Consider the following 23278-nt stretch of genomic DNA (forward strand, 5'->3'; position numbering starts at 1 on the left):
AGAGTAGATATACGGAGGTGTACATCATTGAAATTTAACGAGTATGTTATAGGCAAGTCCTATAGAACCAATTCTATTCAATTGTCAAAGAAGGATATTATTGATTTTGCAAAAATCTATGATCCTCAATATATGCATATAGATGAGGCCAAAGCCAAAGAAGGCCGCTTCGGCAGCCTCATTGCTTCGGGTATGCAGACGATGAGCACGTCCTTCAAGCTATGGGTGGAACTCGGGATATATGGTGAAGAGGTTGTCGCAGGAACAGGTATGAATAATATAAAGTTTATCAAACCTGTGTTTCCAGATGATGAAATTAGAGTTCTAGCTGAAGTGATGGAATTGGCTCCAAGAAGGAGTAGTGGTGGAATTGTCACCGTGCTGCTCACTACTTTTAACCAAAATAATGAGAAGGTTTTTCAGGCAGAATTAAGTGCTCTGATTCGTAATTGAATTCACATATAAGTCATTTTAAACAGCGACCGTCACCCGGCAATGTATATACCAGTCAACGGTCGTTTATTCACAATATTTCGATATATCCTTCGGTTCCATGTACCCGAATTCGCTGCCCATCTTTTATTCGATGGGTTGCCTTCTCCACTCCAACAATCGCTGGCAAGCCATATTCACGCGCAATTACAGCTCCATGGGTCATCAGTCCACCCACTTCGGTAACTAGGCCTTTTATAGAAACAAATAATGGTGTCCAGCTCGGATCCGTATACGGAGTCACTAGTATATCTCCATCTTCCAGATCAGCATCTTCAATATTGAAAATGACACGTGCTCGGCCCTCGATCACCCCGGAAGAAACAGGCAGCCCCATAATAGCATCGGCTGGCAGATTTTCACGCTTATACTCACCTGTAATGATTTCACCATCAGACGTGAGCACACGAGGTGGCGTTAGCTTATCATAGATTTTGTAATCACCTTTTCGTTGAGTAATGATCTTCTCATCCAGATTATTGGTGTGTACAACTTCACGAAGTTCTTCAAAAGTGAGAAAATATATATCTTCTTTTTCGGCAATAACACCCGCTTGTGCAAGTCGTTCGGCTTCTTTCAATAAAGCCTGTTTATAGACGAAGTAACGATTGATCATGCCGTATTTGGGATATTCCCGATACCCGATGAAGTTGCGAACCAAGTCAATCATTCGTTTCGTTTCCTTGGCTTTTTGTTCACCGTCAGGCAATAACTTCAACCGATCTAATATTTCTTGTTCTTTCTTCAACGCTTCCTGTCTTCCCTGCTCAAATTTCCGTTTGCTTGCATTAGGCTCAAAGTTTTTGATGTTACCCAGAATCAATGGCACAAGTGTAATGGGTTTTTCAATCCAACGGGTTCTGGTCAGATCGATTTCTCCGGCACATCTCATGCCGTATTTGTCCAGATAATCCTGGATAGCGTCCCTTGTTTCCTGTCCACCCTCAACCTTAGCAAGTTCATCCATAAAGTCATCCTCTTTCACATGCTGTAAATAAGCAATGACTTCCGGATAAGGACGAATCACATCTGCAACATCCAGTAATGCGAGACCCATTTCGGAAGTGATATTGTTAGGTACCGATTGAGACAGCGTATCCGCTGCATTTTTCTCACCCAACCACTCTTTCATGTTTTCATTGATCCATGCTGAAGCCTTCATGGCAGTCATAAAAACATTTGAACTTCGTGGGTCAGATAGAAATCTCTTCAATTCTTGCAGATCTTCAAGGATAAAATCAAACAAATCCAATCCAGACTTGTTTTGGATGTTACGTTTTAGCTCTTCTACTGAGGCTTGATTGCTCTTAATCAAATCAGAGACGATGGTTGATTCATTTTCAATATGTGCTTGAAAACCATTAGACGCGCTCTGTTCATTGTTAGTAGGTGGAGTTGGTGCTGGATGATCAACTGGTATCGATTTTATGAAATTCTGGCGCTTGACTACAGTTGTAAGTGCGTCCTTAAGGAGCGGATCGGATTGTCCCATGGTATTTATGAAGTTTTCTCTCATGACAGGCGAAGCCAGCCTAGGCGTAATATCAACAAACAATCTTCCACCAGCTATACGCATGGGTGCCGGAGTCGTTAACAGAAAAAAGGATAAGCCCAGCGGTTTCATAGGATCAGTCATCATTTGTTGGTGACCAACAGAGAGGTACACATGATTTTCCTGGTCATTTGCTTCAGGAATCGGGTATAACGTTGTAATTGGCCGACTTTGGACTATATAAAACGTATCATCCGCCAAACACCATTCTATATCTTGCGGGAAACCAAAATGAGCTTCGATCTGTCTTCCTATGCGTGCCAGTTCCATAATTTGTTGATCGGTAAGTGTTTGCGTCTTTTGCAGCACGGGATCGATCTGATGTGTATACGTTCCACCATCTTTCCGTCCATAGATAGCCAACGTTTTGAGGGCTATCGTCTTGTCGACAATTTCACCTTCCCGTACTTTATAACAATCAGCAGATACCAGGCCGGACACCAGCGCCTCACCAAGTCCAAAACTTGCGTCGATAGATACCAGTTTCCGGTTGGATGTGACCGGATCAGCCGTAAATAAAATCCCTGAAGCCGTTGGGAATATCATCTTTTGAATGATAACGGACAAGTAAACCTGACCATGGTCAAATCCATTTTGCATACGGTAGATCACCGCCCGATCGGTAAACAGGGAAGCCCAACATTTGCTGATATGGTGCATGATTGCTTCTTTCCCGATGATATTTAAGTAGGTATCTTGTTGACCCGCAAAAGAGGCATGTGGTAAATCTTCAGCAGTCGCACTGGAACGTACTGCATACGCATGACCCTCTCCAAATGTGGAAAGATAATGAGCAACTTCATTTTCAACATCGGCAGGAATGTCTGCGCCTATTATAAGCTCCCTGATCTTCCTGCTGATTTCACTAATCTTCTCTCGTTCTTCAGCTTTTAACAAGGATAGTTGATCCAGCAAAGTTTGATACGTTTCGTTTTGTTCAACGGCTTTTTGATATCCGACGGTTGTAACACAAAATCCATCGGGAACCTTTACCCCTTCCACCTTTGATAACTTCGCTAGTTTGAATCCTTTTCCACCAGCGAGCGCAAGCTGCAATTTTTCCGTTTCCTGTAATCCGATAACCCAGGAACTCATTCGGTATCTCCCCTAACCAGTAAATTGAAAAAAAACATTTGACAAAGAGTTTACGGCCATGATAAGATTTAAATATAAGATGAGATAATTATGAATAACAACATTAAAAAAGTGTGTTTTGATTATATCATTGTATTTGTTTATATACAATATCAAAGAACCGAGGAACATTACCTCGGTTCTTTTTTTGATCCACTAGATACTATCGTGAAAGCCTCTTCTATGTCATAGATGTAGAAAGCCAATAGAAAAGCAGCCTACCCTTAAATGAACTGCACCCCAATTGTTAGACACCATCTAACAATTGGAGGTGCAGTTTTTTTGTCAAAATTTAATTTAGACTTGAAAATAGAAGCTATTCATCAATATTTATCAGGAAATGAAGGGATTAAAAGCATTGCGAAATCCTTAGGAATTAATCATGAAATCCTGCGTATGTGGATCAAGCAATACGAATATCACGGTTTAAAAGCTTTTGAAAAAACCTATACAGCTTACTCTCTAACCTATAAACTAGACGTACTCAACTATATGAACGAAAATGGGACGTCTCCAAATGAAGCTGCGGTCATTTTCAATATCTCTTCTCCAGGGGTTATTCGAAGGTGGCGCAGTCAGTTCAATGAAAATGGGATCGACGCCCTAAAACCAAAGATAAAGGGGCGTCATTGTATGACGGATAAGAATAAAAAAGGACTTCAAAAGCAAGAACCTGCTGAGGGATCGACTGAAGCTCTACAAGCTGAATTAGAACGTTTGCGTATGGAAAACGCCTACTTAAAAAAGTTGAATGCCTTAGTTCAAAACAAGGAAAAATCACCAAACAAGACAAAGCGCAAGTCGTCTATGAATTAAGGCTTGAATTCCCGGTGGTTGCATTATTAGCGTTCGCTGAAGTCCCACGTAGTACCTTCTATTACTGGGTGAAGCAGTTTGACAAGCCCGATCTAGACGCAGACCTGAAACTCCTTATTCAATCCATTTATGAGGAACATCACGGGCGTTATGGATATCGTCGTATCTGTGATGAACTAGTTAATCGTGGACATCGAGTTAACCATAAAAAAGTACTGCGTATCATGAAAGAATTAGGCTTGAAATCAGTGGTGCGTATGAAGAAATATCGTTCCTATAAAGGAACTGTAGGTAAAATTGCACCCAACGTACTGGATCGTAATTTTCTAGCAAAAAAACCAAATGAGAAATGGGTTACGGATATTACAGAGTTCAAGTTGTTTGGAGAAAAGATGTATTTATCACCTGTTCTGGACTTGTATAACGGTGAGATTATTACGTACACAGTAGGGTCTCGCCCTACGTATTCCTTAGTCTCCGAGATGCTAAATAAAGCCTTTAAACGCTTGTCCAACGAGGATAAACTCCTCCTGCATTCGGATCAAGGCTGGCACTACCAGATGAAACAGTATCGACAGGCTTTAAAGGGACAAGCGATTACCCAGAGCATGTCACGCAAAGGGAATTGTTATGATAACGCAGTAATGGAGAACTTCTTTGGCATTATGAAGTCAGAGTTTTTTTATCTTCATGAATTTGAAAGTGTAGATCACTTCAAACAAGAGCTAGCACGATACATGGATTACTACAATCACAAACGCATCAAGTCAAAATTAAAAGGCATGAGTCCGGTACAATACCGGGCTCATGCCCAACAAATTGCATAAAAATATTTGTCTAACTTTAAGGGGTCACTTCAAAATGAGGTTGGGCTTCTTTTCTATTGGCATTTTTTCATGACGTTAAAATACGAACCGCAATGTAGCAATGACTGAAAAGATTAAGGCCTCTTTTCTGTAGAAATAGTCTTTACATTTTTTTGTTACAGCTACTAGCAGTTTGTGATATGGTCAGTGAGGTGCAATCAGCCCGTACACATATACATATCATGCGAGGAGAAGATTGAAAGTGAATGAGATAAAAGCTATGGAGAAACCGATCAAATTTAGCGATCCTTTATTTGTAACTTTAGTTGCAAGTATTTGTTGCTTGTTATGGGGAAGTGCCTACCCGTTTATTAAGCTTGGATATAGTGCTTTTGACATCCTGGCGGAAGATATTCCATCAAAATTTGTATTTGCGGGTTATCGATTTATTTTAGCAGGATTACTGCTCCTATTCCTGTTTCGTGTCATGAGTAAACGGAAGTTTAATCTGTCTGGAAAACAATTTTCAAGTTTAATCTTGCTTGGCGTGTTCCAAACGGGTCTGCAATATATGTTTTTTTATGTTGGTGTAGCCAATACAACAGGTGTCAAAGGTTCGATCATGAATGCGACAACGACCTTTTTCAGTGTGGTTCTGGCTCATTTTTTATATAAAAATGATAAACTGAGCAAAAATAAAATAGTCGGCTGTTTGCTGGGATTCATTGGGGTAGTTATTGTTAATTTTCACTCCAATCTGCTGGAATTCTCTTTCTCTCTCACAGGTGAAGGTTTCGTTATTATTGCGGCTCTTATTTTTTCCATTACGGCCATCTATGCAAAGCACTTAACAGGCTCCATCGACGTCCTCGTTATTACCGGAATCAGCCTGTTTGTCGGCGGACTGGCACTCACCATACTTGGACTTCTGCTTGGCGGTCGGGTTGCGCATTTTACACTTGAATCAACAGGCATCTTGATTTACTTAGTTTTACTTTCATCAGCTGCATTTTGCTTGTGGAATCTGCTTCTGAAATACAACAAAGTGGGAAAAGTATCTGTCTATAACTTCCTTATCCCAGTGTTTGGTGCATTGCTATCGGCGTTGTTTTTGGGAGAAACGATTATGGAATTCAAAAACCTAATCGCATTGCTGTTCGTGTCCATCGGCATTTATATGGTTAATCGCGTAAGCTCTCGAAAGTTCTCAAATACCCTCGAATCGTAGTTCAAAAAAATAATAACAGGGGCGCGACATTGGTCGCGTCCCTGTTTGTTTCCTATTGTACGAATACTCGTCAGATTCCACTTCCGTCTTACAAGCAGGAGTAAACAACATTACGCAAACGGCGCTGAATGTAAGGCTCCTGACTGTTGAGCAAATGCTGCGCATACATGACAGTGAGTTCGGAATCTGGATCAATAATGGCCATGCAGCCGGCAGCCCCACTCCATCCAAATTCACCAAGCGGGCTTAACGAACCGCTGCCCGCCTTGGAGACATGCGTACGTACACCCAGCCCGTAACCATACCCGCCCATATGATCCCATGAGTAATCACCACGGGTCAGATCGTTCAGATGGTCAGTGCGCATAAGCTCCACTGAAGCCTGTGACAGAATGCGCACGCCTTGCGGACTCGTCCCGCGTCCAGTCAGCGCATTTAGGAACAGTGCATAATCGCTAACGGTAGACAACAGCCCGGCACCGCCGCTCTCCAAATCCGTGCCTACCCGGAACCCGTTTCCGTCCATGCGTACGGCTTTTTCAAGCTCATCATTGTAAGCATACTGTGGAATCAGACGCGTCTTCTGTTCCTCGTTCAGATCGAATGCCGTATCGTTCATACCTAGCGGTCCGGTAATTTCTTCTTGCAGATATGTACCAAATCGTCTGCCACTCACAACCTCCACCAAAGCTCCGAGCACATCATGACACATGCTATAGTTCCAATGCGTACCTGGCTCAAACAAAAGGGGTTCCTTGGCGAGCGCTTTCGCAAAGTCTCTTGTCGGTAATGTACCATTGGTGCTTTGCACAGCTTCCTGAATGCTTGGCGAGCCAATGTCATAGGAGAACCCGGCAGTCATCGTAAACAAGTCGCGTACCGTAATCGCCCTTGTCGCTTTTTCCAGTCTGACCTCGCCGTTCGATAATGTTTTCTTCACCGTCATCTCGGCATACTCCGGCAGATAGTCGGACAACGGATCGCTCAGCAGCATTTGCCCTCTCTCTACAAGTTGAAGCGCTGCCACACAGGTCATAATTTTCGTCATGGAGTAGAGATTGAAGATCGCCCCATCACCAATGGGCGTTTGCTCCTCCAGATTGGCGTAACCATTGCGGTAACGGAAAACGGTATCATTTTGATGCATCACAAGGACCTCTGCCCACGGAATTCTCCATGATGTGATGCGGTCAATAAATGAAGCAAGCGGTTTAAAGTCCATATTTCCCCGTCCTTTAATGTAGAATCGTTTATCATTGCACATCGTGAATCTGTGTTTATGCACATAACCCACATAGTATTAATATACGACCATTCACATGCATTGACCATATCTAATAGAAAGCAACTTTAAACAATTCATACATTTTTTTTAGGATCGGTACGATTACTACAGGGTTTTGATCATGATAAAATCGAATTGTTCCTCGTCCCCCATATAAAAAGAGTGAGAGCCCGTTTGAACAAACCCCATCTTCCTGTAAAAAGCAATGGCATTGTCATTCTTTTCCCATACTCCTAGCCAGACCTGCTTCTTGTTGTGCTCCAAAGCGGTCTCCATGGCTTTATTTAACAGATATTTACCCAGTCCATTTTTTTGAAATGGTTTCCTGATATAAATTCTCTCAATTTCTAGTGAAGCATCACTCATTTTTTCGGATTGGGCGCCATCTCTGTTCACTTTTAGATATCCGGCAAGTTCATCATTGTAGTAGACGAAAAAGAAGTCTGAACAGCTATTAGACAGTTCATCTTCCAATTGTTTAGCGTTAAATGCTTTTTCCAGATAAGCTCTCATATTGTCAGGGGAATTCTGATCCTTAAATGTATCGTTGAATGTTTCTATACCTATTTCTTGCAGTTTTTGTAAATCCTCGCGACGGCAAGCTCGTATTTCAACTGTCATTGTGATGTATCTCTCCTTCTATGAATCCACAACATACTTATATTTTTTTGTCGCAAATACAACATAATTTATAATCTTAATCTACTCCTAATTTGTATCGTTTGCAACATAAAATAGTGAGACCAAGCAGATCAAAATACATAGCAAACGTTTTCGAAATTTTAATGTGCTTTTCCTTGAATGGACTATTTAAGCAATTTTTCTTTGTATTCTGTGGGACTGAATCCCGTGTATTCCTTAAATACCTTGGAGAAATAATGCTGATCACTGAATGATAGCACATCCGATAACTCCTTAAACTTCATCTCGGGTTGGCATTCCATCAGTCTGCAGGCTTCCTTAATTCTAAGGTTTGTATAATACTGAACAAACGTAACTTGTGTTGCGTTTTTAATGACTCTGCTAACGTAAGAGGGGCTGACATGAAACTTCATTGCAATGTCATTGATGGATATCTGGGTGTACTTGTTCCGTTTGATGTACTCATCCATTTGCACAAACAGATCTTCTCTGCTTTTCCGACCATGGGATTGAAGCATATCAAAACATTGTCCAATCCATTCCGTTAATTCACTGCAAAAATCACCATATGTTTCTTCATCAAACAGTTTTTTTGCTCTAAGCTCCAAACCAAGCCTAATTCCCGCCCCTTGCTCTTCAAGCAAATGTGCGAATGTATCTATTACTAAATTGATAAATCGTTCCAATTCTTTCACATGTACGTTATCCTCCGTCCATCGATTCATCAACTCGGACAGCTTAAGGACAAACTGTTCCTTCTGATGAGCTTGTATCATGTGGACAAAAGCAGATTCCAATGCAGCATCCAGGCAACCTGACTCAGTTCTTGCTATGGAGACGGGATTTCCGCTATCCAGCACCAATCCATTGTTCAATCGCTGGTGAATCGATAAGATGGACGATATGTGGTAATAAAGCTCCGACAGATTAACAGATTCCGACCATACGAGCTGCCCAGCAATGGTTGTGTCCATACCTTGTGTAACCAAATGACGCCGCAACGATTCGAGACATTCATGTACAGAAGAATACAAATCAAGAATTCCTCTGTTTACAAAAACGATGAATTGCTGCGGAGTTTGACTTAGAAACACTTTACATAGACGAGGAGCAAAAAAATCTTCTAAAGAAGCCTGTAACGTCTTTTGTCCCCATCGTTCCCGTTCCGAGGTGAAGGGCTGTCTGCGCAGAATAATCATCATTGGGGCCAGAAAAGCAGCATGTTCTCCTGGCTTAATTTCAGCATAACTATGGGGATCAACGATCTCCTGCAGCTCATGAAAGTTTCTGGACCTCGATTGATCGAGCTGCTTAATAACTCTGCCCATGACTTCCTCCAGAGCATCAGGTTCGACGGGCTTCAGCAAATAGTCGAACACCTGCAAATTCAATGCTTTTCGTGTATATTCAAAATCGCTATACCCGCTAATTAAAATAACCTTCAACTCCGGCTGGGCAAGCTTTGCCTGCTCAATTAGTGATAAACCATCCATCTTGGGCATTCGTATGTCTGTCAACAAAAGATCGATTGGCTGCTTCCGAAGTGCTTCCAGCGCCTCTTCCCCATTCGTGGCTGTAACTGCCACGTGAACGGGAAAGTTCAGCTTATCCAACAGCATTTTAATATTGCGCAATATAGGTTTGCTATCCTCAACAATCATGATTTTGTACATGGTCTATCCCTCCTGTGCTCAGTAAAAATCGCTCGTCATCGATCCGATGATTTGAATGGTTGCTCCTTTTTCCTCGTCAGAATGATTGTTGTACATATTAAATAAAAGCCGATTGCTATACATCAGTTTAAGCCGATTGACGCTATTAACGATCCCCATGTTGCCAAGAGCTGTCTGACGATCAGTGGATTGATTCATTCCGGAGCCGGACTTCTGAATATTGGACAAAATCTCTTCTATTTTATTTGGCGGGAAGCCCTCTCCGTTGTCTTTAATCTCCAGAGCCCACAATCCGTTATACTGCTTTACGGTAATTTGGATACGCCAGGGAGGCGTAGTATTGAAGAAAGCATGCTCAATGCAATTTTCAACGAAAGGCTGAATAACCAGCCGCGGCAGCCGGATTTCACTCGTCAGATCATCAGCATGGATGCTCCATTCCAAATCCTCTTCATACTTTTGCTGTACCAACGACAAATAATGTCTCGTATGCTCAAGCTCCTCCGTCATCGTCACATGTGCATAAGGGGATGAAACAATATAACGTAAACTGTCTGACAGATGTTTGCACATATCAGACACGACCCGGGTTCTTCCCTCTTGAGCAGCAATACTGATCAAATAGAGGACGTTATGAAGAAAATGGGGAGCAATCTGAGCTTGTAATGCGGAATTCCGTGCAGTGACTTCTTCATGCAATGCCTTCTTCTCACGGTCAATGGACTGCTGTAAACGTTCCATCAAGTCCTGAAAAGCTTCATTCAACAGCAGCAGGTCGTTATTTTTAGGCCGATCATCGACTTTCAGTTTCATATTGCTGTAGTTAATGCGCCAAATCTGGCTGCGAAGCTTGCGAATAGGAAGCAACAGGTTGCGTGTAGAGAAGAAAATGTACACGAAAGAAATAAGCATTAAGGCTGTAATTAGCAAAATGGACATGCTTTGTACGGAACGGATCGAGCCTAAAACCGAATCTTTCGGCGTTATTATAAAAGTAATCCAACCCGTCTGGTGAGATGTAGAATGTGTAACGTAATTATTTTGTTCATCAACTGCCAGTCCTTCTTCGGATAAAGGCTCTTTCCATGTCAAAGCGTTCTTTCTCGCTTCCGATCCAGTCATTTGTTCACCTTGCTTGTTCAAAATGAATACATCTCCTGCTGTAATTCCTTCCGTGAGATTTTGAATGTAAGCTTGATCCATTTGAATACTAAGATATCCGTATAACTTGCCATTCTGATCGTTGACCGTACGGAGAAATGAGATCGTGTCTGCCTCTCGAAGCAGGATAAAACCGTTCCCGGTCCACGCTCGTCCACTCCTGCTTTTTTCCGTCAGGGTACTCAGGATCGTTGGAGGATGACCTGAACCCAGATACGATGTGAGCAGCACACCTTGTTTATCATAAATGGACATGTCCTTGATGTTCATGCTGGGGCCAATGGCTTGAAACATGATATCTTTTAGTTTCCGAATCTGGTTCAGTCGTTCATAATTGCTTGGGGCTGAAGAGCTCTTGTCCATCGTTGTGAAGATGTCCTTATTGGACAATATGCGCTGGGACATCTGGTTTTGCTGCTCTACGTACAGGTCAACCTGTTCTCGTACCTTGGTGGCCGTGATCAGTGTATCCTCCTCCGTTTTTTGTGTAAGCGGGCGGATAACGACCAGGTTCACGTAAACGATAAAACAGCCCAGCACGAATAAAAGAAGGGCCAGAAATGTCAAAAATACTTTTGTCTGCAAGCTGAATTGTGTGGCTCTATGTATAAGTTTAGCCATGCTTCGCGAAGCCTCCTGTCTTGTCATGCTGTACAACTCGTCTGGATCATGTCTTAATGTAGCATGGGTTTGAATGAAATGATAGCGATTTCAAGTTCAGAATTTTACACATAAATATTCAAGCACAGACATGTACCGGAGAAGAAGTGGATTTTATAATTGGACTTGTAAACGGATTCATTACATGTTTCAGAGGGGGATTTGCGTTGAAAATGCATAAAAGAAAAAAAGCAGCATCCATGGTACTGGCAAGCTTGTTGTCCATTTCACTGACCGCTTGCGGATCAGGTGGCACTGATTCCGGCACGTCCGCAAGCAATGGCAATAAGAACAGCAAGGTCACACTGGAATTAGCGATTTCGAAGAGTTCACAGGATTCTGCCTTTATCCAGCAGGATATTCTCGATGAGTTTGAAAAGCAGACAAATATTTCTGTCAATCTGCAGCTCATTCCGGCTGAGCAAACAACGACCGTGCTGCAAACCAAGCTGGCTGTCGATGAAACGCCCGACATCATTCAATACAATTTGGCCAGTGCGATTACGGATCTGAATCTTGAGCGAAATTTTGAAATTCTGGATAACGAGTCCTGGGCCAGCAGAATTGTAAACAAAGATGTGCTCTCCGCTGCCGGCCATATCTACAGCTTCCATGTCAGCCAGGACACGGGCATGCAAGGTGTTGTTTACAACAAACAGATTTTTGCTGATCTAGGTCTGTCCATCCCTACAAGTTACGAACAGTTTTTGGTGATTTGTGAAAAAATTAAAGCTGGCGGCATTACTCCGGTATTCATGCCCTATAAAGATGCTTGGGCTGCGAACATCTGGCCTGCGGCAGCATTTGCCGATTTTGTAGCCAAAAACGATCCTTCTTTTTTCGATGAGCTCAACAGCAACAAGAAAAAATGGTCCGATATTCCTGAGTTTAAAACGTTTTTGGAGCAGCAATATGAAGTGTACACCAAAGGATATACCAATACGGATGTGCTTAGCGACAGCTATGACATGGCCGTTGGCAAATTCCTGAACAAGGAAGTCGCCATGATGTTTATGGGAGATTGGTTAATCGAAGGCGTAGCAGAGCAGGATCCAAGCATGGAACTCGGCGTATTCCCGATTCCGTCTTCCGATGATGCCAAACTGGGTGCAAGTCCGCTTGGAGGACAGCTGTTCATTCCGAAAAAGGCTAAGCATTTGGACGAAGCCAAACAGTTCCTAGACTTTATCGCCTCCAAGGAAATTGCTCAACAGATCGTCGATGCCAAAGGATATGTATCTAATTTTAGCGATGTTACTACACCGGAGTTGCCTGCTTACAAACAGGATATCGTTGACAATTACATTCTGCCTAAGAAAACCGTATTAACCACCGATGCTTACATGCTGGTTGATCGCAGTGAGCTGTATAGGCTGTTACAGGATCAATTCGCTGGCGGTTTGACACCGGAGGAAGTATTAAAATCCTGGGATGAGAAGTTCAGTCAACTGATGCAGGATAAAGGCGTTTCCGGTTTCTAAGAATTGAAATACAGGGCAGTATGTCATTCCTGAATGATGTGCTGCCTAGCCATAACGGAGTGTGAAACATGAAAAGGGCTAAAAATTTATATTCGTATTACATGGTATTTCCGGCACTGCTTATCTACTCCATCTTTTTTGTCGTTCCAGCGATTGCTGCTTTTTATTACTCTTTTACGGATTGGCGGCTGGATCGGATTGATCTGAAGTTTATTGGATGGGATAATTTTGAGAAAATTTTCTCGGACAAAACGCTTATTTTGGCGCTTAAAAATACAGCCATTTTTGCCGTTGTTACGGTTGCTGGCAAAAACATTATTGGTCTGCTGCTTGCCGTGGCGCTAAACATGAGATTAAAAACGAAGAACCTGCTGCGCGCGATTTTCTACTCCCCTTCCATACTGAGTATTCTGGTCATCAGCATCCTGTTCACACCAATGCTGCGTACAGAAGGTACGATCAATCATGTATTGGAAGCAGTCGGATTACATTCATTAAGCCAAGCTTGGTTGACCAATCCTTCCCTTGTCATCTGGACGATTGCGATCGTATCCATCTGGCAAAGCGCCGGATTCCAAATGGCCATCTATCTGGCTGGTTTGCAATCTATTTCTCAAGAATATTATGAAGCCGCTAAGATTGACGGAGCAAGCTCCTGGAAAAGTTTTTTCAAAATTACGCTGCCTCTGCTGCTGCCAGCCATCAATATTAATCTGATGTTGACACTGATTGGCGGGCTTAAAGTATTCTCGGAAGTGTATGTCATGACCGGCGGTGGCCCAGGCAACGCTTCACAAGTTGTGGGTACCATCATTCTCCGTTCTTTCGGTGAAGGAAACTGGGGACTGGGTACCGCAGTTAACACACTTCTGTTTGTGGTCGTTACGATTATTGCTATACCGCTATTGATCTTCATGCGGCGCAAGGAGGTTACGGAATAACATGGGATATACTCGCAAACTCGCTATTCGCAACTATGTTGTTGAAGGATTTCTGCTGCTCGCCTCTCTGCTCATTCTGTTGCCGCTGGTAATTCTAATTCTGGGTTCATTCAAAACAAGTGCTGAAGTGCTCAGCTTCTCCTTGAGTCTGCCGGATAAATGGCAGTTCTCAAACTATGTCCGGGTATTTGAAGAAGGCGGTCTGTCCAGAGCATTCCTGAACAGCATCTGGATTACGGGAATATCGTCCATCATCAACATTGTCGCTTCTTCAGCAGCGTCCTTCATTCTGGCACGCCGGGACACCAAACTTTCAAACACAATATATATGTATTTCTTCATGGGATTGATCGCACCAATGTCGATCATTACGACGATTCGGGTTGTGCAGGGATTGGGGTTTTACGGCAGCATATCAAGTGTCATCCTGATCTACGCGGCGCTTAATACCGCTTTTAGCGTATTTTTGTACAGTGGATTTATCAAAACCATTCCGAAAGCACTGGACGAGGTTGCATTTCTCGAAGGTGCCAGCGTATTCGGCGTGTTTTTCCGTATCGTTACACCGCTTATTCTGCCCGTTAACGCAACGGTAGCGATCATGGTGTTTATGTCGGTATGGAATGATATTACGATTCCGGTGTACTTCCTTACGAATAGCTCAACGTGGACGATGCCGCTTTCGATCTATAATTTTTACGGCAAATACAGCCGAGATTGGAATTTGATTTTTGCGAATCTTGTACTGACTTCACTCCCTGTGTTTATCCTCTACTTGTTTGGACAAAAATATATCGTTAGCGGACTTACTGCGGGAGCAGTCAAAGGGTGACCATTGGTATTTAAATAGAAATAAACTAGGGCGCTTTTGGCGATTCAACTCCCAAAGCGTTTTTTGTTCATGCTCTCTTAACGTTTATTTACAACACATACCTCTCTGTTTATTAATGAACAAATTCAATGAATCCAACAATTGATTATACGCTTCTCTCTTATATAATAATAGATATATGTTCATTATTGTATGAATGTAAATTAATAGTGCCCGATGCTTATCTCGCACCTCCGTTCATTTTGAATGGATAAGAGTCGAACAAATGGAACATAACGGATTGCGGATGACTTATCGAGTAGAAGGAAATTCTAAAGAATTCTCAAACGAATAGCGAATGGAGGATCACGTAGCTATGGAAAAAAAACAAACTGCTGGACGAGATATATTGGGTGAATTCGCCCCCAAATTTGCAGAGTTGAATGACGATATTCTGTTTGGCGAGGTATGGTCAAGAGTAGAACAATTATCCAGTCGTGATCGCAGTATGATTACCCTCTCTGCACTTATTGCCGGCGGAAATTTTGAACAATTAACCCCCCACCTTCATAAAGCAAAGGAAAATGGAATAGCTCGTCATGAAGTGGCTGAAATGATTACTCACCTTTCCTTCTATGTGGGCTGGCCTAAGGCATGGTCTGCGTTCAATATTGCAAAAGACATTTATAAATAAAATAGAAAGCAGGTAACCATTATGACAAACGAACATTTGAGTAACAGCACTATCTTCCCGCTGGGAAAAAAAGTAGAAGCCAATTTTATTGGAGACGCATATCTGGAGATGGTCTTTACAGATGAAACTCCACTTAACACTAGCATTGGAAATGTCACTTTCGCGCCGGGAGCACGCAATAATTGGCATTCACACGTTGTAGGTCAAGTATTACTCATTACAGGTGGTGAAGGCTGGTACCAAGAAGAAGGTAAACCCGCACGATTGCTTAAAACCGGAGATATTGTAAATATTCCTCCTAACGTGAAGCACTGGCATGGGGCAACAGCCGATAGCTGGTTTGTGCATCTGGCTATGACACCTGGACAGACGGAATGGTTAGAACCTGTGAATGATGAGTGGTACAACGCGCTCTAAGGCGAAAGAATCTGTATCTAAATGAAAGGAATGAAATTGAATATATCTAACATTGCGGGTAAAGTTGTAATTCTTACAAGCGCATCCAGTAACACACTTCAACCGATTCTGCCCGTTAGTTGAATAAGATGCCTTTTTTTTGATTATATCCAGGAGTCCAAGCACTCTAGTAACCTTCGAATATACTATCCTATCCCACTGACTAGGAGGTAGATTCAATGACAACATTTCTTGATGCGAGAACATCGCAAAACGCAAGTTTGGCTAACTCGATTGCTATTCCGATTCTGGTAATCAACACGCCGCAATTGTTCGGACAAATTGGTCTTCAGACCGCAGGTGCAGGTGCTAACCCCAGAGTTCAATTTAAAGGAACCATTTCTGTACAATTGCCATTAGCTCTTGTCGGAATTACGATTACTATTGTAAGAGGTACCTTGTCCACTGACCCGGTCATTTACTCAGCGACTTCCACATTTAATTTGAGTATTTTGGCGCCTCAGGTCATTACGTTCTCTGCGGATGATTTCAATCCGCCTATTACCCCTCAATTGACATACACTGCATTCGTAAGCTCCAACTTGCTCGGTACGATCCGTGTAGGCCCTGAGAACTTTGATGGATTAGTCGTTTCAGATTAATACAACAGCTCATTTTTCAAATGGTTTCTTACCGTCTCCTTCGTCATAAAGAAGAAAAATCCAATCGCATGTTATTAGCGATTGGATTTTCTATTTTCTAATTATAGATAGATCACATGGTAAAGGTCTTTACAGACTACTTAAAAACAACTTAAATTGTGCTCGTGTCGATTACGAATCTGTACTTCACATCTGAAGCTAATACACGTTGGTATGCCTCGTCAATTTGGTCAGCTGAAATGACTTCGATCATAGGAACAATATTATGTTCTGCACAGAAATCAAGCATTTCCTGAGTCTCACGGATGCCACCGATCATTGAACCTGCAAATGAACGACGGTGACCGATGAGGGACATTACGTTTACTGCCAACGGCTCCCCAGGAGCACCTACATTAACCAGTGTGCCATCCAGAGTGAGCAGTGAGAAGTAAGCATTGATGTCGATATTTGCACTGACCGTGTTAATAATCAGATCAAACGACCCGGCGAGTTTGGCAAACGTTTCTGGTTCGCTTGTGGCATAATAATGATCTGCACCGAATTGCAAACCATCCTCTTTTTTCTTCAATGATTGTGACAGGACAGTTACTTCTGCGCCCATGGCATGTGCAATTTTAACAGCCATGTGACCTAGACCACCCATACCTACAATCGCTATTTTTTTACCTGGTCCAGCTCCCCAATGATTTAACGGCGAGTATGTTGTAATACCTGCACATAGGAGTGGTGCAGCGACATCCAGCTCAATGTTGTCCGGAATACGAACGATGAACTCCTCGGTTACGACGATGTGAGTGGAGTACCCACCTTGAGTAGGTTCGCCGTATTTATCAACACCCGCGTAGGTGGGAACATTTCCTTTGAGACAGTACTGCTCTTCTCCTTGGCGGCAGTTCTCACATTCGCCACAGGAGTCAACCATGCATCCAACCCCTACTCGGTCACCAACTTTATACTTTGAAACCTCGGCTCCTACATCGGTAACAATTCCTGCGATTTCATGGCCAGGTACGAGCGGATAGTTTACGGGACCCCATTCGCCGTGAGCAGTATGGATGTCAGAGTGGCAGATGCCGGCATATTTAATCTCGATCAGGACATCGTGCAAATCAAGATCGCGTCGTTTAATCTCAGCTGCCCGGAACGATTGGTCCGGACCATCAACAGCTCGTGCTTTAGCAGTTATCATCATAAAACCTCCTAAGATTGTCATTCTTCCTTTTCTCTTGCAAAACGATCTTAATCCCTCTAGTTAACTCTAAGTCAACCCTTTTTAGAAACTTTGACATCCTGCAAACTGCGTGGTAAAATCCCAAAAGATAATCCTAGAGTTAGCTCGAAGTCTATACTAGTAAGAAAAGGGGAAAATAAATGACATATTCAATTAGCGAAGTTGCTAAAGAATTGAATCTAACCGTATATACCTTGCGTTACTACGACAAGGAAGGACTCATGCCTTTTGTAGAACGTACCCCTGGCGGAGCTCGAAACTTCAAAGAATCGGACATCGATTTTTTAAAGATCATTCAATGTCTGAAATCTACCGGGATGCCGATTAAGGATATCAAAGATTTTATTGCATGGTGTTCCGAGGGGGATTCTACTTTGCAGGAGCGATATGACATGTTTACAGAACGCAAGGCGAGTGTAGAAGCGCAGATGGAAGAACTTAGAAAAACTATGGAAGTCATTGAACATAAACGTGCTTATTACAGGACTGCTCTCGATGCTGGAACGGAAGAGATTCATAAAAGCAATCGAATGGGTAATTTCATTGCTAACTAATTACGCGTTGTATTCGACTCATAACAAAAAGCCTAGACATCTGTAGACGTCTAGGCTCTTTTTACTCCATCCACTTGAGGATGACGTTTCCTTTTTAATAACCCATATCCTTTAATATCTTGGATAATGTACGCAAACGCTCGCCGATCATTTCATCGTCATCACTCAGAGCTTGGCTGAACAGCTTAATATCTTCATTTATTCTCTCATTGTCCGTACAGATTTCCACGGACATTGCGTCCCCTTGCAGTCCAACACGATCGATGACAGGCTGCTCTGGGTCATATAAATTTTCATATCTATAAGCCTCGCGAAAATGTTCCAAAGACCGACAGATCAGAATGGACAAATCCAGCACGCGATGGAGAGGTAGTTCCTCGGATTGTCTGGACCACTTTTCTCCGGTGTATCTCCATACCTTGGCTGAAATATCAACCTTTCCTCTATCGTTCCACTGGGCCAATCCCAGGGAAAGACCTTTGGCGTCGGTGTTCCCGGCCATCCGGCCGTCAACCTTTTCATAATTATCCGATACGACAACAGGTTTATGTTTTAACGTTGTAGGTATTTTCAATTTCATTCCCTCATTCCGTTTACCTTTTTACTAATTTACTAAACGACGGTTTCATCTTATCTTGATTTTAAGCGTTAGTCAAATCAGTTTCCTCTTAGATGATTTAATTCTTTGGAGGTCTATTATAGCCCTTGTCTCCGTAAGGCTGTAACTTCTGAAGCCACGGCTTCAGGATTTGTTTTTGTTCCCAACGCATATCCATCACCTTATCGATGTCCTTCTGTTCCAGAACCTCATAAGTGAATGCCTCTTCTCCAAATTCTCTCCATTCTTTTTGTAACTCGGCATTCGCAAATCGTCCTTGATCCAGCTGCATCTGCAGAGTAAACCATTTGTTTTTCAAGTTGGGATAGCTGTCGATATAGATCTTACCGTTAATTTTGTTTTTAATTTGGGCTACGCCCATATATGTCTTGATCTGTTTGTACTCCTCCAGCAGCTCCCTGCGCTTATTCATATCCATGTGTCTCTCTCCTTATCGTTTCATTTCCCTTTCCGTCATGATGATGGAGTTTCCTCGGCTTTATTTCTTCTTTCAATGACAATAGGTAGCAATAATAACGCACCGATTATCACAAAAAAACCACTCGCTATAAATACACTAAGCAAGGAAAACATATCCTTGAGATATCCGGAGGTAAGCATGCCAATTACCATCATTCCCATAAAAATCGGCATGATCGCTCCGGATACACGGCCAATAAATGCCCCTTCCGTATTCCGCACAAGAAGCGTCTGAATTCCACCTTGGATACACGGGAAGAACAAACCGCTGATTACGAGCAGAATAATGGTTAACCAAATTTGTGTTGATGCACCCATTCCAACCGTACAGATTGCATTAACAAGTAAGCCGACTAAAAGCAATACCTGTGGCTTGACTTTTTTAGCGATCGCCATGATCACAGCACCTCCGACCAACATGGCTGCCCCATTCGCCATCACCAGCCATTGCAAGAACTCTTTATCCTGGCCCAAATTTTCAATGACAAGAAAGAGCTGAAGCGGCTGAGTCAGTCCTGATGCCAAACCAACTGCCGAGAAAGTTAATCCAAGTGTTCTCAAGGATTTATTCGCCCCGATATAACGCAGGCCATCCGTGAGCTCTTTAACGAAGCCGCCACTATTCCCTGATTTCTCCTCCTCTACATCTCGGGGAAGCGATAATAATACAAGCGAAGAGCCCAGAAACATGATCGCTGTCAGGATGAGGGATACGCTAATGCCAAACTTAATGAAAATAAACGTGCCAATGACCGGCCCCAAAACCATAAAGACAGCAACAAGCGTTTGGGACATAGCCATGACGCCCTGCAATTGTTCGGCTGGTACATGCCTTTTGTACAGTTTCATCGCCGAAGGCTGAGAAAACTGTGACAAACTGGCAGAAACGAATGATCCAATCAGAAGTGCAATCCATCCACCATTCATGACCGTAAGCAATACAACACCAACGGATAAACCGGATAATAAATCACTCCATACCATTGTTCTTTTCGGCCGCCATCGATCGGCAAAGGTACCACCAATCAGACCAAATATAAAGATCGGTGAAAATTCCGCTACCGAAATCAGTGAAATATCAACCGGATTATTATGCGTCAATTCGGAGACATAAAGAAGAACGGCATAATTTCGGATCCAAATTCCGAGCTGCAAGAGCACCCGGGAAAAAATAATAGTTCGAACATATGGATTGGCAAACATGTTAATACCCCATATCCTTTAAGATTTTTGCTAACGCGCGCAGCCGTTCACTATTCATTTCATCATAAAGCAACTGCTTCTTTCATTTTTATTCCTCCTATCCTCCAACTTTTTATTTAGTAATTTACTAAATTACTAATTTACTAAATCACGGCTTCATTCTATACAGGATATCTTCCTTCGTCAACCGTTTTTTTGAAAGCTTCCTTTTCAATTCTGCTTTTGAACAACAAGTGATCCATGGGAAAAAGGTGCTGTTCAGCATATTTTCACAATAATTTTTGTGTTAGAAATCTATCCAAAAAACAAAAAAAGCCGCTAAATTAGCGGCTTTCCGTGCTCAAACATGTATGATTATGTCGTTTCAATTTGCTTACTCAATGAATAGTCACACTTGTGGACCAAAGAAGCAGACTTCAGAGGCTACTAATTAGGACTTGGAATCGAATAGTCTACTTTAGGAGCGGTGGCTCCCTCCGGCTTCAATTGAATGGATCGCTGGCAGGTCGCTGTGATTACAAAAGCCATCAGAGCTAGTATCACAGCTACTGGTGGCACCCACGTCACACCACCTAAATTGACAGCAAGCCCGCCAACTCCGGAGCCGAGAGCTATCCCCACATTTGCTGCCACGGGCAGCAGCGTGGATGCGAACGGTCTGGAATTCGGCGCGATTGCTCCAGAGACGTCGAACAGATAGAGCTGGGACGCCGCGCTCATGGATGACGACAGGCAACCGATCAGGAACAGGAACGCCAAGCCCAGCCACTGGTGAGACACGGTGAAGCTGAGTCCAAGAAAGATGACTGCCTGAATGACGAAAAGCCACTTGAGCTTGGGCAAGAAATCGCCTTTGGCTATTTTGGCACCGATCCAATTGCTTAGTATGCTGCAGGCACCGTAAATGAGGAGTACAGCGCTAATCCAGCGTGCAGGTATACCCATGGACTGCCCCAGCAGCGGAGTGATATACGTAAAGATTACAAAAATACAACTGTTTCCAAGAACCGGAATCAAGCAGGCCAGCAATATGCGCGGCTTCATAAATAGCGCCATCTGATCACTGAATGAACCGGCAATGGTCGTTGTTTGCCTTGGAAGTATCCGAAACATGAATAGGAATGGCACGGCCCCGATGCATGCCGTAACAACAAACGTCATGGACCAGTTCAGATGCTGTCCGATGAAGGTGCCAAGCGGAACGCCAAGCACATTGGCAATGGAAAAGCCGCCCAGTATCCAGGCGATCGCTTCCCCTCTTCGTTCCCGGTTGACTGCATCGCTTGCAATTGAGATCGAAAGGGATATCGTAAGTCCACATGCTACGGCTGAAATGATCCGAATAACCATCAAGGAATAGAATGTCGTTGAGAAAATGGTAAGTACGTTCAAGACCAGCACGACTGCAAACCCGATTAAAATGGAGTTTCTTCGGGGGATTTTGGCCAAGAACGCAACGGCAAACGGTGTCCCGATCGCATAGGCAATCGCAAAGCCGGATACGAGCGCGCCTGCGGCAGCCAGCGATACTTTCAGATAGGTTTCGATTTCCTTTAATACGCCTACAATTACGTATTCGGTTGTTCCCAATACAAAGCTAACCAATGTAAGTGTTAAAATAAGTAAATTTTCTCTTTTTCTAGTCAAGAATAAGCCCTCACAATTCTCTCTAATGTTGCAAGCGTTTCATTTTCTTAAATGGATTCCATTCTTAACAAATTTTGCTTTCACATCCCTTCCATTCAATATATAGTACATATTATTGAATAGTGAAATTGTACTGTCAGACATGCTAAGCGACAATCAAGGTTGTTGTGATCTTCATCCAAAACATTATGTATGTTGTCATTTCACCACAGAATCTTGAAGGGAAGACATTAATGAATACACGCCATGAGCCCGACCGACTGCATGAAGATCAAGATTGCATTATTATTTATGTAGGGAAGTTGGCAGATAATCCCCATTGGAGTTTTCCGACCCATAAGCATGACGATTTGCATGAGATTATTTATGTTAATGAGGGTCAGGGCTCGTTCACGATTGATGGGACAAAGCACTCGGCTCAAAAGGGAGATGTTCTTGTATACAATAAGGGAACGCTTCACGAGGAAAGATCGGACCCGGAATTCCCTTTATCCACCTTTTATTGCGGCTTTCGGTTCAAAGAGGGCACTCGTGCCAACAACGATTGGGTTGTTCCTCCTGGTAGTGATCCAGTTGTTCGTGCCAATCGTTATTCCGAAGAGATCCGTTCGTTAATGCAGACCATGTTCAATGAATTTTCAATCCGGGAAGAAGGATACAACTCTATCTCTCATCATCTGCTGAATGCCGTTCTGCTGATTATCGATCGCATGTCTCAGCACCAGCGCGCAGCCAATGAGATCGTTCGGAGTAATACCCTCGCTGAAAGCATCAAAGATTATTTGGATACAAACTACCGTCAACATATTAAGCTCAAGGACTTGGCTGACCAATTCCATATCGATTTCTACTACTTGATTCATATGTATAAAAATTGCTACGGCATCTCCCCCTATCATTACCTCATTCAGCGAAGAATGGGAGAAGCGACCCGATTGTTGGTTTCGACCAAGAAAAAAGTATGGGAAATCTCCAAGTTGGTGGGTTACGAGAACCCAAACTACTTTACGATTCTATTTACCAAAACGGTCGGTGAATCTCCGAGAAGTTTCCGCAAAAGAAATCAAAAGGACATGTTTGGTGACCCTTCCAACTAAAAAACAGGTAGCCGAAGGGCTACCTGTTCTG

21 protein-coding genes are annotated in these 23278 nt (G+C 42.9%); 11 read left to right on the plus strand and 10 right to left on the minus strand.

The window, feature by feature from the left end; translation table 11 throughout:
• The first annotated feature begins 27 nt into the window (after positions 1–27).
• Complete coding sequence (locus MKY42_RS19010; RefSeq protein WP_090899631.1) at positions 28–453, plus strand: MaoC family dehydratase; 426 nt, start codon at positions 28–30, stop codon at positions 451–453.
• Positions 454–523: 70 nt separating this feature from the next.
• Here the strand turns inward: MKY42_RS19010 and ppsA are convergent, their stop codons facing one another.
• On the minus strand, positions 524–3139 hold the full coding sequence (gene ppsA / locus MKY42_RS19015) for a phosphoenolpyruvate synthase (protein WP_339843953.1): 2616 nt from the start codon (positions 3137–3139) through the stop codon (positions 524–526).
• A 321-nt stretch (positions 3140–3460) separates the two neighbouring features.
• Between ppsA and MKY42_RS19020 the strand changes: the two genes are divergently transcribed.
• Together MKY42_RS19020 and MKY42_RS19025 are read left to right on the plus strand one after the other, a co-directional pair.
• A protein-coding gene (locus MKY42_RS19020) for an IS3 family transposase (protein ID WP_339843955.1) occupies positions 3461–4821 on the plus strand; the annotation gives its coding sequence in 2 pieces (ribosomal slippage) (positions 3461–3917 and positions 3917–4821; 1362 coding nt in all).
• 241 nt (positions 4822–5062) lie between these two features.
• Complete coding sequence (locus MKY42_RS19025) at positions 5063–6028, plus strand: DMT family transporter (RefSeq protein WP_339843957.1); 966 nt, start codon at positions 5063–5065, stop codon at positions 6026–6028.
• An 88-nt stretch (positions 6029–6116) separates the two neighbouring features.
• Here MKY42_RS19025 and MKY42_RS19030 read toward each other — a convergent pair whose 3' ends face one another.
• From MKY42_RS19030 to MKY42_RS19045, 4 genes are all read right to left on the minus strand, one after another.
• Positions 6117–7250 (minus strand): serine hydrolase domain-containing protein, encoded by a 1134-nt coding sequence (locus MKY42_RS19030; RefSeq protein ID WP_090899636.1) that lies wholly within the window; start codon positions 7248–7250, stop codon positions 6117–6119.
• 168 nt (positions 7251–7418) lie between these two features.
• Entirely contained in the window at positions 7419–7934 is a 516-nt protein-coding gene (locus MKY42_RS19035; RefSeq protein ID WP_090899639.1) for a GNAT family N-acetyltransferase, read from the minus strand.
• A 185-nt stretch (positions 7935–8119) separates the two neighbouring features.
• Positions 8120–9628, minus strand: a complete 1509-nt coding sequence (locus MKY42_RS19040) for a response regulator (RefSeq protein WP_339843960.1) — start codon at positions 9626–9628, stop codon at positions 8120–8122.
• 18 nt (positions 9629–9646) lie between these two features.
• Positions 9647–11410: a histidine kinase gene (locus MKY42_RS19045; RefSeq protein WP_339843962.1), complete on the minus strand. Its 1764-nt coding sequence runs from the start codon at positions 11408–11410 to the stop codon at positions 9647–9649.
• A 212-nt stretch (positions 11411–11622) separates the two neighbouring features.
• Here MKY42_RS19045 and MKY42_RS19050 point away from each other — a divergent pair, with 212 nt between their 5' ends.
• The 6 genes from MKY42_RS19050 (at position 11623) to MKY42_RS19075 (ending at position 16434) form a co-directional block, all read left to right on the plus strand.
• Positions 11623–12930 carry an ABC transporter substrate-binding protein gene (locus tag MKY42_RS19050; protein ID WP_090902447.1) on the plus strand — a complete coding sequence of 436 codons (1308 nt, stop codon included), beginning with the start codon at positions 11623–11625 and terminating at the stop codon, positions 12928–12930.
• 68 nt (positions 12931–12998) lie between these two features.
• Positions 12999–13871: a sugar ABC transporter permease gene (locus MKY42_RS19055; protein WP_090899648.1), complete on the plus strand. Its 873-nt coding sequence runs from the start codon at positions 12999–13001 to the stop codon at positions 13869–13871.
• Between the two features lies 1 nt (position 13872).
• A complete protein-coding gene (locus MKY42_RS19060) occupies positions 13873–14703 on the plus strand; it encodes a carbohydrate ABC transporter permease (RefSeq protein WP_076289194.1) in 831 nt (276 codons plus the stop codon).
• 355 nt (positions 14704–15058) lie between these two features.
• Positions 15059–15376 carry a carboxymuconolactone decarboxylase family protein gene (locus MKY42_RS19065; RefSeq protein ID WP_179264314.1) on the plus strand — a complete coding sequence of 106 codons (318 nt, stop codon included), beginning with the start codon at positions 15059–15061 and terminating at the stop codon, positions 15374–15376.
• Between the two features lie 21 nt (positions 15377–15397).
• Positions 15398–15793, plus strand: coding sequence for a cupin domain-containing protein (locus MKY42_RS19070; protein WP_179264312.1), 396 nt, complete (start codon positions 15398–15400; stop codon positions 15791–15793).
• Positions 15794–16011: 218 nt separating this feature from the next.
• Positions 16012–16434 (plus strand): hypothetical protein, encoded by a 423-nt coding sequence (locus MKY42_RS19075; protein WP_339843966.1) that lies wholly within the window; start codon positions 16012–16014, stop codon positions 16432–16434.
• Positions 16435–16585: 151 nt separating this feature from the next.
• On the opposite strand, the gene MKY42_RS19080 is transcribed toward MKY42_RS19075, so the two are convergent.
• Positions 16586–17626, minus strand: a complete 1041-nt coding sequence (locus MKY42_RS19080; protein WP_090899660.1) for an NAD(P)-dependent alcohol dehydrogenase — start codon at positions 17624–17626, stop codon at positions 16586–16588.
• Between the two features lie 182 nt (positions 17627–17808).
• Here MKY42_RS19080 and MKY42_RS19085 point away from each other — a divergent pair, with 182 nt between their 5' ends.
• Positions 17809–18222 carry a MerR family transcriptional regulator gene (locus MKY42_RS19085; RefSeq protein ID WP_076289189.1) on the plus strand — a complete coding sequence of 138 codons (414 nt, stop codon included), beginning with the start codon at positions 17809–17811 and terminating at the stop codon, positions 18220–18222.
• A gap of 94 nt (positions 18223–18316) precedes the next feature.
• Here MKY42_RS19085 and MKY42_RS19090 read toward each other — a convergent pair whose 3' ends face one another.
• The 4 genes from MKY42_RS19090 to MKY42_RS19105 form a co-directional block, all read right to left on the minus strand.
• The gene (locus tag MKY42_RS19090; protein WP_076289188.1) at positions 18317–18796 is read right to left on the minus strand and encodes a DUF6530 family protein; all 480 of its coding nucleotides are present in this window, start codon (positions 18794–18796) and stop codon (positions 18317–18319) included.
• Between the two features lie 103 nt (positions 18797–18899).
• Positions 18900–19259, minus strand: a complete 360-nt coding sequence (locus MKY42_RS19095; protein ID WP_090899662.1) for a GIY-YIG nuclease family protein — start codon at positions 19257–19259, stop codon at positions 18900–18902.
• A gap of 35 nt (positions 19260–19294) precedes the next feature.
• On the minus strand, positions 19295–20503 hold the full coding sequence (locus MKY42_RS19100) for an MFS transporter (RefSeq protein ID WP_339843970.1): 1209 nt from the start codon (positions 20501–20503) through the stop codon (positions 19295–19297).
• A gap of 426 nt (positions 20504–20929) precedes the next feature.
• Positions 20930–22150, minus strand: coding sequence for an MFS transporter (locus tag MKY42_RS19105; RefSeq protein WP_339843972.1), 1221 nt, complete (start codon positions 22148–22150; stop codon positions 20930–20932).
• 233 nt (positions 22151–22383) lie between these two features.
• Here MKY42_RS19105 and MKY42_RS19110 point away from each other — a divergent pair, with 233 nt between their 5' ends.
• On the plus strand, positions 22384–23247 hold the full coding sequence (locus MKY42_RS19110) for an AraC family transcriptional regulator (RefSeq protein ID WP_339843974.1): 864 nt from the start codon (positions 22384–22386) through the stop codon (positions 23245–23247).
• Positions 23248–23278 lie beyond the last annotated feature (31 nt).

It is taken from the genome of Paenibacillus sp. FSL W7-1088, from assembly GCF_037969855.1.
GTDB lineage: Bacteria > Bacillota > Bacilli > Paenibacillales > Paenibacillaceae > Paenibacillus.